At 69.9% G+C, this 13,295-nt stretch carries 10 protein-coding genes and 1 tRNA gene; 6 read left to right on the forward strand and 5 right to left on the reverse strand.

Annotated features, from left to right (window positions below):
• Nucleotides 1–17: 17 nt before the first annotated feature.
• On the reverse strand, nt 18–1,679 hold the full coding sequence (locus ACTIEF_RS09385) for a pectate lyase (protein WP_439471869.1): 1,662 nt from the start codon (nt 1,677–1,679) through the stop codon (nt 18–20).
• A 345-nt stretch (nt 1,680–2,024) separates the two neighbouring features.
• On the opposite strand from ACTIEF_RS09385, the gene ACTIEF_RS09390 reads away from it, so the two are divergent.
• From ACTIEF_RS09390 to ACTIEF_RS09405, 4 genes are all read left to right on the forward strand, one after another.
• On the forward strand, nt 2,025–3,626 hold the full coding sequence (locus ACTIEF_RS09390; protein WP_439471870.1) for a DNA-packaging protein: 1,602 nt from the start codon (nt 2,025–2,027) through the stop codon (nt 3,624–3,626).
• A gap of 204 nt (nt 3,627–3,830) precedes the next feature.
• Nucleotides 3,831–5,327, forward strand: coding sequence for a hypothetical protein (locus tag ACTIEF_RS09395; protein ID WP_439471871.1), 1,497 nt, complete (start codon nt 3,831–3,833; stop codon nt 5,325–5,327).
• An 88-nt stretch (nt 5,328–5,415) separates the two neighbouring features.
• Nucleotides 5,416–5,892, forward strand: a complete 477-nt coding sequence (gene msrB / locus ACTIEF_RS09400; RefSeq protein ID WP_439471872.1) for a peptide-methionine (R)-S-oxide reductase MsrB — start codon at nt 5,416–5,418, stop codon at nt 5,890–5,892.
• 50 nt (nt 5,893–5,942) lie between these two features.
• The gene (locus tag ACTIEF_RS09405; protein ID WP_439471873.1) at nt 5,943–6,491 is read left to right on the forward strand and encodes a hypothetical protein; all 549 of its coding nucleotides are present in this window, start codon (nt 5,943–5,945) and stop codon (nt 6,489–6,491) included.
• Nucleotides 6,492–6,531: 40 nt separating this feature from the next.
• On the opposite strand, the gene ACTIEF_RS09410 is transcribed toward ACTIEF_RS09405, so the two are convergent.
• The 4 genes from ACTIEF_RS09410 to ACTIEF_RS09425 form a co-directional block, all read right to left on the reverse strand.
• A complete protein-coding gene (locus tag ACTIEF_RS09410) occupies nt 6,532–9,690 on the reverse strand; it encodes an efflux RND transporter permease subunit (protein WP_439471874.1) in 3,159 nt (1,052 codons plus the stop codon).
• A 2-nt stretch (nt 9,691–9,692) separates the two neighbouring features.
• Nucleotides 9,693–10,841, reverse strand: coding sequence for an efflux RND transporter periplasmic adaptor subunit (locus ACTIEF_RS09415; protein WP_439471875.1), 1,149 nt, complete (start codon nt 10,839–10,841; stop codon nt 9,693–9,695).
• Between the two features lie 108 nt (nt 10,842–10,949).
• Nucleotides 10,950–11,315 carry a hypothetical protein gene (locus ACTIEF_RS09420; protein WP_439471876.1) on the reverse strand — a complete coding sequence of 122 codons (366 nt, stop codon included), beginning with the start codon at nt 11,313–11,315 and terminating at the stop codon, nt 10,950–10,952.
• A 243-nt stretch (nt 11,316–11,558) separates the two neighbouring features.
• Nucleotides 11,559–11,633, reverse strand: a tRNA-Thr gene (locus ACTIEF_RS09425).
• A 153-nt stretch (nt 11,634–11,786) separates the two neighbouring features.
• Here ACTIEF_RS09425 and ACTIEF_RS09430 point away from each other — a divergent pair.
• A complete protein-coding gene (locus tag ACTIEF_RS09430; RefSeq protein WP_439471877.1) occupies nt 11,787–12,764 on the forward strand; it encodes a hypothetical protein in 978 nt (325 codons plus the stop codon).
• A gap of 214 nt (nt 12,765–12,978) precedes the next feature.
• A complete protein-coding gene (locus ACTIEF_RS09435) occupies nt 12,979–13,209 on the forward strand; it encodes a hypothetical protein (RefSeq protein ID WP_439471878.1) in 231 nt (76 codons plus the stop codon).
• The last annotated feature ends 86 nt before the right edge of the window (nt 13,210–13,295 follow it).

Here is a 13,295-nt window from a genome sequence, read left to right on the forward strand (position 1 = left end):
GCGCGGACGCTGAACGCTTAGCCTTCTCCCAGCCCCTCGATCAGCACCCCCATGTTCTTGATGTACTCCCCGGTCGACACCCCCATCACCGGATAGTCGGTGATCCAGGGCGAGGTGTCCGAGGCGTCCCCCACGCGGGTGATCCGGAACTCGCCCGGAGCCACCTCGGGCGAGCCGTCGCCGATGTACGGATTGCTCACCGCCTTCAGCGGCGTCGGCCAGTAGCCGCGCGCATTCAGCCCGGAGATGAGCCCCGCGATCACCGCTGGCTCGGCGGGCGGACGCCGTCCGTCGCTGGTCATGTCCGACACCGAAATGTCCTGCAGGGTGAAGTAGCGGGGCAGGGCCACCGTCCCCCGCCGCGCCAGCAGGGGCGAGCCTTCGGACGCCTGCTCCGGCGTCAGCGCCGACAGCCGCGCATACTCGGTCCGCATCCGCGCCACATTCACCGCCCGGAACGAGCTGTAGTGGATCACCGTGTCGTTCGGATCGCCGTCCACATAGTAGGCGCCGTTGACCACGTTCGAGCCGCGTCGGTGCACATACAGGGGCTGGTTCGTCCCCGGCTGGATGAAGGTCGGATGCGTCCGCCCGTCCCGCTGCAGCCGCTGCGGCAACCGCACCCCCTCCAGCCAGTCCAGCGCCTCGGGGATCCGCGCCAGATATTTCCGATCCCCGGTCAGCCGCCAGAAGCTGAACAGCTGCTCGATATTGGCCGCCGTCGTATGGGTCGCATAGGCCTCGGGCTCATAGGTCCGGGCCGCCGCTGGCTTCAGCGTGTCGGCGTGGTGCTGCAGCCCCCAGCCCGCCTGCGGCGCCGGCTGCTGGCAGGCCAGGAAACAGTCCATCGCCCGCCGGATCGCATCGTCCAGCTTCGCCCCGGCGCCCCGTCCGGACAGGTCCCGATCCGTCAGCGTCTGCCGACAGAAGATCAGGAACTTTATATTCTCCCCTGCCACATCGTCGTTGAATGTGATGTAGCCCGTATAGTCCGGCTGCCCGTGCAGCCCCGCGCCATCGGTGCGCGGCCAGCGCTGGGGCCACCCGCCGTTGGCGTACTGGCTGTCCAGCACGAAGCCGATGGCCTTCAGCAGCGGCGCCCGCCACTCGCGCTCGCGCTTCTCCAGATACAGCCGCAGCAGGAACTGCGACGCCTCCGACGTCCCCGCGTCATCAAAGGTGGCGTTGCCGTAGTCGTGGTGGAATTCCTCCATCCGCCAGGCGTTCCTGCCATAGGTGTCGTACCAGCGGCGCAGGCTCTCCGGCCCCGCCGTGTCGATCACATAGTTCCACCCGCCCGCCGGATGCTGCCCCCGCACCAGCGCCCGGGCCGCGCTGATGGCGGCGGCGTAATAGTCCTCGTCCCCGGTGGCGTGATAGGCGTCGAGGAACAGATGCCCCATGGTTCCGGTGCCCGGCGGCTGCACCCAGATCATTGTCGGCGCGGCTTCCAGCTCGCCCCAGCGGCGCGAGAAGTCGGGCAGGGCGGACCACACATAGCCCCCGCCCACCGACGCCTCCTCCACCATGAACCGCGTCGCCCGCTTCATCGTCCGCAGGATCTCCGCGCGGTCAGGGGCCGCCTGCGCGAAGGCGGGCCCCGATCCAGGCCAGGCCGTCAGCAGAGGAGCGACAGCGCCCGCGACCAGCAGGCCGCGACGGGACAGTTTCGATCTCATGCCGGCATCCTCGCGGCGGTCAGAAGGCGGGGCAAGTTGGAAGAGCTCTGACACCGGTGTCAACTCCTCGGTGTTCGAAGGTTGTTTTGATCGGTCATCCCGGGGCTGCGAAGCAGAACCCGGGACCCAGCAGTGCGCTGCTGCTGCCTGACGCAGGGTTGGGGATCGAGCCCGGTCCCCCCGGGGTACCGGGTTCGCTCTTCGAGCGCCCCGGGATGACGGCGGAAGGGGGAGCTGCACACTCCCATCATATGCCCCCTCGAAAACCCCAACCTTTCCAACGCCCGTCCACCCTGTCAGCGTCATATTCCCGGCGCCCCCTCCGGGGTGTGGGATAATGTTCCCATGTCGGCGATGGACAAAAACGAGGAGATCAAGCGCGAGGCCCTGCGGCTCGCGTACGGCTTCATCTTCCATCGCGAGGACCCGCTGGCGACCTTCGAGGCCATCGAGGCGAAGGTCGAGGAGACCGCCGAGGCGGGCGACATCGACGGCGCCTCTAAACTGATGCGCTGCGGCATGACCGCCGTCCGCTTCTGGCAGACCAAGGAGCGACTGCGCCGTCCCGCCACCCCGATGCCGACGCCCCCGTCGCCCGAACCGGAGCATGACCCGGCTCCGCCGGTCGAGCTGCGCCCGGCCCAGACGCCCCCGGCCAGCCTGCCCAACGGGGAGCCGTGGCGCACCTGGCTGTTCATCGGCGGACGCGGCGCGGGCAAGACCCGGGCGGGCGCCGAATGGCTCGCCGATCAGGCCGAGGCGCTCGGCGCCGGCGGCCGCCTCGCCCTCGTCGGCCCGACCATCCACGATGTGCGCGAGGTGATGATCGAGGGCGTCTCGGGCATCCGGTCCCTGCCGCGCTGGACAGCCGAAACCCGGCCCGTGTTCGAAAGCTCGCGCCGCCGCCTCATCTTCCCCAACGGCTGCATCGCCTACGCTTTCTCGGCTGAGGACCCCGACAGCCTGCGCGGCCCCCAGTTCAGCGCCGCCTGGGCCGACGAATTCTGCGCCTGGCCCTCCACCGGCGCCCGCGGCGCCGCCGAGACCCTGGCCCTGCTCCGCATGGGGCTGCGGCTGCCTTATCCAGACAAGGCCGATGCAACCCCCGTGGCTCAAGCAGCGAGCGACCGCGTCGCGAGCGTTGGCCACCCCAGATTGCTGGTCACCACCACGCCCAAGCCCGTCCGCGCCCTGGTCCGCCTCCGCGACGAGGCCTCCTGCGCCCTGACCCATGCGGCCACCGCCGACAACGCGGCTCACTTGGCCCCCGGCTTCGTCGAAGGCCTGCGCGAACTCTACGGCGGCACCCGCCGCGAGGCCCAGGAGCTCGACGGCCGCATCGTCGACATCGACGGCGCCCTGTTCACCGCGGAGATGATGATGAGGGCCAGACAAATGGAGCCGGACCCTTCTCCCCTTGCGGGAGAAGGGAAGTGGGAGCGCCTCATCGTCGCCATCGATCCGCCGGCCACCGCCACCGGCGACGCCTGCGGCATAATCGCCGCCGGATCGCGCCTGCGCGCCGATGGGGTGCGCGAGGCGGTGGTGCTCGCCGACCGGTCCGCGCACGGCCTCTCGCCCGAGGAGTGGGCGCGCCGCGCCGTGGCCCTCGCGTACGAGGTCGGGGCGACCCAGCTGGTGGCCGAGGTCAACCAGGGCGGCGACATGGTCGCCTCCGTGCTCAAGGCCGTCGACAAGCCCCTGCCGCTGCGCATGGTCCGGGCCTCGAAAGGCAAGGTGCTCCGCGCCGAGCCAGTCGCCGCCCTGTATGAACAGGGCCGGGTCAGACACGCCGGTCTGTTCGAGGCTCTGGAGGAGGAGTTGATGATGCTCGGCGCCGAGCTCGGCGAGGGCTCGCTCGACCGCGCCGACGCCCTGGTCTGGGCCGTCACCGACCTCCTGCTCGACCGCCCCGGCGAGCGCGGCCCGCGGATACGCGTGCTGTGATCGAACGCAGTCACCCCACGCCCGCCGACCGTGCGACGGTTTGTCCGCGCCCTGACTGTTTGCGCCCCCATCACGCCACGATCCGGGGTGAACAATCGGGGCGGGGGCGTTCACTCGAACGGGGTAGAGGGTTGGCAAGCCCGTCGCCTATGGGGTTAAACGGCGCCCACGACCTGTTCACTATCGGCTCTGGAGCCTGACTTGATGTCCCGTTTCCTCACCGCCGCGGCCGCCGCCGCACTGGTTTTCGCTGTCGGCGCCGGCTCGGCCGTCGCCCAGGATTTCCGGGCCCTCGCCCGCGAGGACCTGCAGAAGGCGCACGATGAACTGGCCGCCAACCACCCGGCGCCGGCCATCCCCGGCCAGCCCAGCACCGACTTCCGCGCCTGGCTCGACACCGGCCTGCAGGACGCCATGGGCCGCGTCAGCCGCGTCAACTCGGGCGACTCGCACGCCTATCTGATGCGCTACTACGCGGCGGGCTTCCGCGACTCGAACATCTCGATCAGCCCGACCTATGAAGGCTTCGGCCCGTATTTCGGCACCTCGTGGGCCGGCTTCGCCACCGGCTGGCGCGACGGCAAATACGTCGTCACCTACGTCAAGCCGGGCCTGCGCGGTCAGCTGCCGCGCGTCGGCGACACCGTGGTGTCGTGCAACGCCACCCCGATCGACGAGTTCGCCCGCGCCAAGCTCGACCTGTGGGAAGGCAACCTCAACACCGAGGCCGGTCGCGTCACCTCGGCGCCCTATCTGACCTGGAACCGCAACAACCCGTTCGTGAACGGCGTGCCGTCGGTCTGCGAGTTCAAGACCGGAACCCGCCGCGAGCGCGCCATCGAGCTGCGTCCGGTGCCGCTGGAAGCCGGTGATCTGGAAGCCGCCTACCGCGCCACCGTCTACCGCCCCTCGGCCACCCCGCTGTCCATCGAGACCGTGAACGGCCGTCCGTGGGTCAACGTCCACTCGTTCGCCGACTCGGCGGGCTGGGACGCCTTCAACAGCGCCGTCGAAGCTCAGGCCGCCGCCCTGCGCGGTCCGCAAGGCTTCGTGCTCGACCTGCGCGCCGCCTCGGGCGCCTCGGCCTACACCTCGACCGCGCGCGGCTACGGCCTCGCCAACCGCATCTGGACGCCGGAGTTCACCGCCAGCCGTCAGCCTTCGGCCGGCGCCATCACCTACCGCGCCACCCAGGGCAACCGCACCTGGTACGCCGAGACCCTGGCCCTGATGCAGGCCGACCCGCGCTTCGTCCATGAAGCTCCGGCCGTCATCGAACAGACCGCCGCCATCGTCGCCGCCTTCGACGCCGCCATCGCCGCCGGCCAGCCGACCTTCACCCTCGAAGGCCGCGCCGCCGCCGCCGACACCGGCGCCGCCAACCCGGTGCAGGGCCCGGTCATCGTCCTGGTCGACGCCGGCTGCTCGGGCGGCTGCCTCGACACCCTGGACCTGGTGTCCCAGCTGCCAAACGTCCGCATCGCGGGCACGACCACGGCGACCGACACCATCTTCATCGAGCCGACCGCGATCCGTCTGCCGTCGAACTACTCGGAGCTCAGCTACGGTCACAAGGCCTGGACCGCGCGTCCGCGCCCGAACAACCAGCCCTACACCCCGGCCGCCGGCCTGATGTACACGGGCGACCCCGCTGACCAGGCCGCTGTTCAGACCTGGGTGAACACCCTGTTCGGCGGCTGATCGCCACGGATTGAGTAAGCGTACAGAGGGCCGGACGGGAGACTGTCCGGCCCTTACTCTTTGGAGCCCCTCTTCCTATCTTTCCGCCATGACCGACACCCATCGCTCCCCCACCGGATATGACCTGACGCCGCCCAACGAGGCCGAGCGCGAGCGGCTGGAGGCGGACCTGACGGCCGAGGAGGCCCGGGTCCTGCTGTCCCACGGCACCGAGGCGCCGTTCTGCGGCGTCCTGCTGGGCGAGAAGCGGGCGGGGGTCTTCTGCTGCCGCGAGTGCGGCCTGCCCCTGTTCCGGGCCACCACCAAGTTCGAGAGCGGCACCGGCTGGCCCAGCTTCACCCAGCCGGTGGACGAGACCCATGTCCGCGCCATCACCGACACCAGCTACGGCATGGTGCGCACCGAGACGGTCTGCGCTCGCTGCGGCGGCCACCAGGGCCACGTCTTCCCCGACGGCCCGCCGCCCACCGGCCTGCGCTACTGCATCAACTCGGTGGCGCTCGAGTTCGTCCCCGAGGGACAGCCGCTTCGCGACCCCTTGCATCGCGGAGACGGAAACGCCTGACCTTGGCCGCAATCAGGGTTAGGGTTACGATCAGTACAGGGAGTGAGCGCATGATGATTTCGGCATTGCTGATGGCGGCGGCTCTGGTCGGGAGTGATCCCGACGGCGTCGTCACGACCGCGCCGGCGACCAATGTCGACCTCACCGCCGTCAACCGCCCCGTGGCGCCCACCGCCGAGGGCGCGGCCCACCAGGCGGCCCAGCCGCATGGCCTGAGCACCGACCAGCAGATCGACCGCTGGATCGCCCAGCGCGACCCGGAAGCCCGCCCCTTCGCCTCCACCGCCGCCGAGCCGGAGGAGCGCAAGGTCCATGGCGAGTTCACCGCCGGGATCGGCACCGGCGGCTACCGCGACTACGGCATGTCCGTGGTCATGCCGGTGGGCGAGACCGGCACGGTGGCGCTCAGCTACCGCCGGACCGAGAATGGCCGTTATGGCTACGGCTATCCGGCGTACGGCTATGGCCGGTCGCCCTACTTCAACGACGGCGGCTACGCCTTCTCGGGCCGCTACGACCCCGAGGCGCCGCTGGAGCACGAGCGGCGCTCGGCCCGGCCCGGCGGCTTCCCGCCCGGCGCCGCCGACAGCCTGTTCTGACAGATCAGGGCCCGGTCGAAAGACCGGGCCCTTTCTCTATCTAGGCTCTCTTTCGGCCCAGAGAGGCCAGCACCGGCAGGACCAGCAGGGTCAGCAGGGTGGCCGAGGTCAGGCCGCCGATGACCACCGTGGCCAGCGGCTTCTGGACCTCGGCTCCCGGCCCCCAGGCGAAGGCCATGGGGATGAAGCCCAGCACCGCCACCAGGGCCGTGGTCAGCACCGCCCGCAGGCGGCTGACAGCGCCGTTCAGGGCGGCCTCCAGCGGGGGCTCGCCCTCGGCCAGCCGCTGCTGGATGGCCTGCATCAGGACCAGCCCGTTCAGGGTCGCGACCCCCGACACGGCGATGAAGCCCACCGCCGCCGAGATCGACAGGGGCATGCCCCGGGCCGCCAGGGCCAGCGCCCCGCCGACGAGGGCCAGGGGCACGCCGGCGAAGACCAGGGCCGCGTCCCGGAGCGACCTCAGGGCCAGGAACAGCAGGCCGCCGATGGTCAGGAAGACCAGAGGCACGATCAGGGCCAGCCGGGTCGAGGCGCGTTCGAGGTTCTCGAACTGGCCGCCCCAGTCGAGCCAGCCGCCGACGGGGGGCTGGACCGAGGCCATCTCGCGCCGGGCCTCGGCGACGAAACCGCCCAGATCGCGGCCGCGGACATTGGCCTGCACCACGATGCGGCGCTTGCCGTTCTCGCGGCTGATCTGGTTGGGGCCTTCCCCCGCGTCGAAGCGGGCGACGGCGGACAGGGGCACGGTCGGGGCCCCCGGCTCGGACTCCTCCGGCATGACCGGCAACTGGCCCATGATGCCGGGGTCGTTCCTCAGGGCGTCGTCGAGGCGGACCACGACGTCGAAGCGGCGGTCGCCCTCCAGCACATGGCCCGCCGTCTGACCGGCCAGGGCGATGGCCAGGGCGTCGGCGGCGTCGGAGGCGTGGATGCCCTGCGCCGCCGCTATGGTGCGGTCCACGCGGGCGGTCAGGGTCGGCTGGCCCGAGACCTGCTCGACCCGCACGTCCGCCGCCCCGTCGATGCCCCGCAGGACCCCGGCGACCTGTTCGGCGGTGCGGGTCATGGCCTCGAAGTCGTCGCCATAGACCTTGACCGCCACGTCCGAGCGGACCCCGGCGATCAACTCGTTGAACCGCATCTGGATCGGCTGGGTGAACTCATAGGCATTGCCCGGCAGGTGGCTGAGGGCCTCCTCCATCCGCTCGACCAGTTGGGCCTTGGGCAGGGACGGGTCGGGCCAGTCCTTGCGGTCCTTGAGCATGACGAAGGTGTCCGAGATGGACGGCGGCATGGGGTCGGACGCCACCTCGGCGGTGCCGGTGCGGGTGAAGACCCGCTCGACCTCGGGCATGGCCTTCAGGGTGTTCTCGACCCGGAACTGCATGGCCTGCGACTGCTCCAGCGAGGTCGAGGGGACCCGCAGGGCCTGCACCAGGATGTCGCCCTCATCCAACTGGGGCACGAACTCGCTCCCCAGCGTCGCGAAGGCGAGGGCGCCCGCCGCCAGCGCCCCGACCGCGCCGCCGATGACCAGCGGGGGCCGGGCCAGCGCCCTGTCCAGCAGGGGGGCGTAGCGGTCGCGGACCGCGCGGCTGATCCGGGTCTCGCCGTCCTCATGCCCGGCCTTGGGTTCGCGCACCCACAGGGCGGTCAGGGCCGGGACGAAGGTGAAGCTCAGGATGAAGGCCCCCAGCAGCGCCAGCATGACGGTGGCGGCCATGGGGCCGAACATCTTGCCCTCCACGCCCTCGAACATCAGCAGGGGGGCGTAGACCAGCAGGATGATGGCCTGACCGAAGGCGGCGGGCCGGGCCATCTCGCGGGCGGCGTCGGCGGCCACCGACAGGCGCTGGGCGACCGTCAGCGGCTGGGCCGTCTCCTGACGCTTGAGCGACAGGCGGCGCAGGGTGTTCTCGACCACCACCACGGCGCCGTCGACGATCAGGCCGAAGTCCAGCGCGCCGAGGCTGAGCAGGTTGGCGCTGATGCCGAAGCGGTTCATCGCCGTGGCCGCGAACAGGAAGGCCAGCGGAATCACCAGCGCCGTGATCACCGCCGCCCGGACATTGCCGAGGGCAAAGAACAGGACAGCGATGACCAGAGCCGCGCCGAGGGCCAGGTTGTGCTCGACCGTGCTGATGGTGGCCTCGACCAGAGCGGTGCGGTCCAGAACCGGGCGGACCATGACGCCGGGGGGCAGGCTGGCCTGAATGGCCTCCAGCTTTTCCCCAACGCGTTGAGCCACTTCGCGCGAGTTCTCGCCCTGCAGCATCAGGGCAGTGCCGACGACGGTCTCGTGGCCGTCGCTGCTGGCGGAGCCGAGGCGAGGCGCGCGGCCGGTCTCGACCACGGCCACGTCCGAGACGCGGATGACCTGACCGTTGCGGTTCAGGATCGGGGTGGCCGCCAGCTCCTGCAGGGTGCGGACACGGGCGTCGGCGCGGACGATCCAGGCCTCGCCCGCCTTGTTGACGTAGCCCGCCCCCGCGATGCGGTTGGCGTGCTCCAGCGCCTGAACCAGCTGGACCATGCCGACGCCGTAGGCGGCCAGCTTGGCCGGATCGGGATGGACGGCGTACTCCTTCACATAGCCGCCGAGCACATCGATGCCCGCGACCCCGTCCACGCCGCGCAGCTGGGGCGCGATGATCCAGTCCTGAACGGTGCGGAGATAGGTGGCCTTCTCGGCGTCGGTGGTCAGGCGTTCGCCCTCGGGCGTCAGATAGGGGACGCCTTCGGTGGCGGCGGGACCCTTCATCTCGACGGTCCAGATGTAGACCTCGCCCAGACCGGTGACGACCGGCCCCATGGAGGGCGTGAGCCCATCGGGCAGGTCGGCGCGGGCGTCCTGCATCCGCTCGTTCACGAGATTGCGGGCGAACCAGATGCTGGTGTCGTCGGTGAAGACGGCGGTGATCTGGGAGAAGCCGTGGCGCGACAGGGAGCGGGTCTCGACCAGGCCGGGCAGGCCGCTGAGGGCGGTCTCGAGCGGGAAGGTGACCTGCCGCTCTACCTCCTCGGGCCCCAGGGCCGGGGCGACGGTGGTGATCTGGACCTGTCGGTTGGTGATGTCCGGGACGGCGTCGATGGGCAGGCGGACGAGCTCGCGCACGCCAACGGCGGCCCACAGGACGGCCAGGACGATGATCAGCCAGCGGTAGCGGACCGCGGCGTCGATGATGCGGTTCAGCATGGTCAGTGTCCGTGCTCCGCCTCGCCCTTGGCCAGTTCAGCCTTGAGCACGAAGGCGCCGACCCCCGCGATGCGCTCGGACCCGGTCAGGCCCGAAAGGATTTCGGTGCGGCCCCCGGCGGTGGCCCCGGTGGTCACGGCCCGGGCGCGGAAGCCGGCGGCCTCGCGTACGAAGACCGAGGGGACGCCCTCGACCGTCTGGATGGCGTCGGTCGGGACGGTCAGGCCGCCACCGCCGCCGAAGGGCAGGCGTGCGGACAGGACGGTCCCGGCGGCGGGCGCGGCTCCGGAGGGGGCGGCGCGGACCACGGCCACACCGCCGTCAGCGGCGGGGGCGACGGCGATGACCACGGCCTCTTGGACACCGTCGTCGGCGATCTCGACCCGGATGCGCGTGCCGATGGTCAGCAGGCGGGCGGCGGCGGGCGGGGCGTCGAAGACCAGTTCGGTGCGGCGGGCGTCGGCGACCTCGGCCACCTGCAGCGCCTCTTCATGCAGGGTGACGCCGGGGGCGGCGATCAGCCGGGTGACCACGCCGTCGGCGGGGCTGCGGATGACCACGACGCCGTCGGCGCCGGGATTGCCCCAGGCGGCGACGCGGGCGCGGGCGGCGCGCAGGCGGGCGTCGGCGCTGCGGGCGGCGGCGTCGCTGACGTCCAGCCGGGCGCGGGGCATGAAGCCGCGCTGGAACAGGGCGCGGTCGCGTTCGGCGGCGGCGCGGGCCGCCTCCGCCTCGGCGGAGGCGGCGTCGGCATCGGCGCGGGCGGAGGCGCCTTCGGGACTGCGCAGGGTGGCGAGGGCCGCGCCGCGCCGGACCATGGAGCCCGGGCCGACATGGACGGCGGTCACTACCCCGGCCAGCGGGGCGTCGACGCGGGCCTCGGCCCCCGGTGCGACGGCGACGCGGCCGGGCAGGCGGTATTCGCCGCCGCCGCCGCGGGTGACGGCGGTCAGACTGACCCCGGCGGCGGCGGCCTCCTGTTCGGTCAGGGCGACGAAGCCCTCGGGCGCGGCTTCCTCTTCGGCGTGGCCGTCTTCGCCGTGGGCGTCAGCGGCGGGAGGCGGATCCAGCAGCCGGGCGGCGCCGAAGCCGAGGCCGAGGGCGACGATGACGGCGGCGCCGGTCATCAGCCAGTGGTTGCGGGTGGTCATGGATGTCTCGGGATGGGCCCGTGGCCGCGCTCACGAGAGGGCGCGACCGGCGCGGGCCGGGGATCTGATCAGGATGCGGGGAGGCGCGCGGTGGTCAGCCGCGCGGGATCAGACCCGTGGTGGGCGTTCGAGACCGTAGGCGGCCTGTAGCGGCGCGCCGGGGGAGGAGGCCCAGCTCAGGGCGTCATGGGACGCGGAACCCTGCGGCAGGGCCGGAGCCGAGGTATGGGGCGAGGCCACATGCGGGGCGTGGCAGCAGCCATGGCCGCAGGCGCCGACGCAATGCTCACAGGCCGGGTCTTCACACGGCGGGGCGAGGGGAGAGGCGGCTTCGGCCTGAAGGTCCTGGGCGGACGCCTCCACCGGCTCGACGCAGGCCACAGCCGCGGCGGCGGGCCAGACGGCGCCCATGGCGAACAGCAGCGCGGCCAGAAGGCCCAGCTTGTTCATCAGGAGTTGCGCGCGCCGGAGCATGGGCGGTGGCGTAGCACGGACTTGCGAAGGAGTCGCGGTCTAGGTGTCGCAGGGCGCCCTGTGGCTATCGTCATCCTGGGCGCGGGAACCCGTCGGGAGCAACGCTGCCTGTGTCTTTGAGAGCGGGTTTCGCCGCCATCGCAACGCCGCTGAGTCCGGCCTTCGTCGGGATGACGATAGCGGAGAGTACGGCCGGAAAAGCAAAAGGCCCGATCCGGGAGGATCGGGCCTTTGACTTCAGAATGGTGCCGCCGGGGGGAATCGAACCCACGACCTCAGCCTTACCAAGGATGCGCTCTACCACTGAGCTACGGCGGCCTCTTTCCGAGGAAGCGGCCCTATAGCCAACCCTTCTGGCGGATGGAAGAGGCGAATGTCGCGAAATGCACTTTTCTATTGAGAACGCTGGTTGTCAAATTCTAGGTTGTCGGTGCGCACTCGTAATTCGGGAATCAATCTCAGGGGGGCTACATGGGTTGGAACCTGATCGTTCGGGTCACCGGGTTGGTGGTTGTCGCGCTGTTGCTGCTGTTGCTGTCCGAGTTCGTCGTCAAAGCCGAACCCGCGCATACGCTGCTTCACGAGATTGGCTTCGCCTTCATCGTGTCAGCCGTTCTTTGGCTCGTGTTTGAACTGCATCTTTCCAACAAGTCGGAGAAAACCTGGGAAGGACGCATCGACAACATCATACAGAACGTCTTTCTCGGTGTGCTGAGGAAGGATTTACCCAAGGGCCTGATTGATGAGGTCCAGCGGGTGATTCTTGATGCCCAGTTCGTCCGCAGACAATATCGCATCGAGTATCGCCTGAAGGACGCCACCTTCGCCGCGACACCGCAGACCCAAAGCGACTGTGTCGAGATGGTCGTGCGGCTCTCCTACAAGCTGACGAACATCACCAAGCAGATCCTGCCTTTGGAGCTGAAGATCACTCTGCCCAATCCTATCCATCCGGCATTGAAGACCTTCAACCAGGTGCAGTCGTTCAAGGTATTCCGCGAAGGGAAGGAGATCGCGCTCGATCTCAGTCAGGCGCGGGCGGGTTTCCAGAAAGCGCTCAAGGATGACACCACGACTGAAGTCCCTTTTGTCCTTCCAGAAATACAAATTGGCCCCGGCCACGAAATTTCAGTGGAGGCGGAGTACGCAATGGCCAAGGAAGCGGAGGACAGCGAACTTCTGGAGATGCTGTATCCCGGTGACGGCTTGGAAATGACGATCGATGACCGCGGAGTAGCCGGTCGGCGTCTTGTCTACGCGCGATCTGTTCACCGGGTCGGTATCGAAGCTGACGTATCGGCGATTAATCCAGAAACCAAATATTTGCGTATTGAAGACTACGTTTTGCCATCTCAAGGCGTTCTGGTCTGGTGGAAAAGAACGCCGCCCGCCCCGGCCACAACCTTGCCATCTGGTCAGGGTGGGCTACATCAGGCGCAGAAGGAGTAAATGCTATGGTCGTTCGGTTTGAAATTATGTCGGCGTGCCTGATGGGCGATGGCGGCAGCAAAACCTGAGCGAGTCCACACAGGGTCGCGGTAACGCGATCCCGGAAGTCTCTCTCTCCCTCTCTCGCCGGCTTGCGCCTAGACCGTGGACAAGCCGCCGCGTTAACGGTGTCTGGGCCTTGCGCCGGGGCGCGGGGCGGGCTCTGATCCGAGTCATGGACAAGCCCGTGATCCCCGCGACCGAAGCCGCCGCCGCGCCGGAGGTTCCGCTGACCGCAGCTGCGACAGTGAAGCCGGCGCCCGCGACCGAGGTGGCTACACCTGTCGCCGCCGGGTCGGACGCCGAGCGGGCCAAGGCCGAAAAGGCCCTGCGTCTGGCCAGGGCGCTGCGCGACAACCTGCGTCGCCGCAAGGTGGCGACGAAGCCCGCAAGACAAAGCAACTGAAGTTCATCGCTTCACCGCTTCGCCCGGTCTTTCACAGGACCGGCGGACCGCGCTAGATAGTCGACCGCCCGTGCCCCCGCCTGGGC

Source organism: Brevundimonas sp., from assembly GCF_051858995.1.
In the GTDB taxonomy this organism is placed as follows: domain Bacteria; phylum Pseudomonadota; class Alphaproteobacteria; order Caulobacterales; family Caulobacteraceae; genus Brevundimonas.

Excerpts from the sequence above, each read along its gene's own strand:
- ACTIEF_RS09385 (WP_439471869.1), bottom strand. The coding sequence starts at position 1,679 with ATGAGATCGAAACTGTCCCGTCGCGGCCTGCTGGTCGCGGGCGCTGTC.
- ACTIEF_RS09390 (WP_439471870.1), top strand. The coding sequence starts at position 2,025 with ATGTCGGCGATGGACAAAAACGAGGAGATCAAGCGCGAGGCCCTGCGG.
- ACTIEF_RS09395 (WP_439471871.1), top strand. The coding sequence starts at position 3,831 with ATGTCCCGTTTCCTCACCGCCGCGGCCGCCGCCGCACTGGTTTTCGCT.
- msrB (WP_439471872.1), top strand. The coding sequence starts at position 5,416 with ATGACCGACACCCATCGCTCCCCCACCGGATATGACCTGACGCCGCCC.
- ACTIEF_RS09405 (WP_439471873.1), top strand. The coding sequence starts at position 5,943 with ATGATGATTTCGGCATTGCTGATGGCGGCGGCTCTGGTCGGGAGTGAT.
- ACTIEF_RS09410 (WP_439471874.1), bottom strand. The coding sequence starts at position 9,690 with ATGCTGAACCGCATCATCGACGCCGCGGTCCGCTACCGCTGGCTGATC.
- ACTIEF_RS09415 (WP_439471875.1), bottom strand. The coding sequence starts at position 10,841 with ATGACCACCCGCAACCACTGGCTGATGACCGGCGCCGCCGTCATCGTC.
- ACTIEF_RS09420 (WP_439471876.1), bottom strand. The coding sequence starts at position 11,315 with ATGCTCCGGCGCGCGCAACTCCTGATGAACAAGCTGGGCCTTCTGGCC.
- ACTIEF_RS09430 (WP_439471877.1), top strand. The coding sequence starts at position 11,787 with ATGGGTTGGAACCTGATCGTTCGGGTCACCGGGTTGGTGGTTGTCGCG.
- ACTIEF_RS09435 (WP_439471878.1), top strand. The coding sequence starts at position 12,979 with ATGGACAAGCCCGTGATCCCCGCGACCGAAGCCGCCGCCGCGCCGGAG.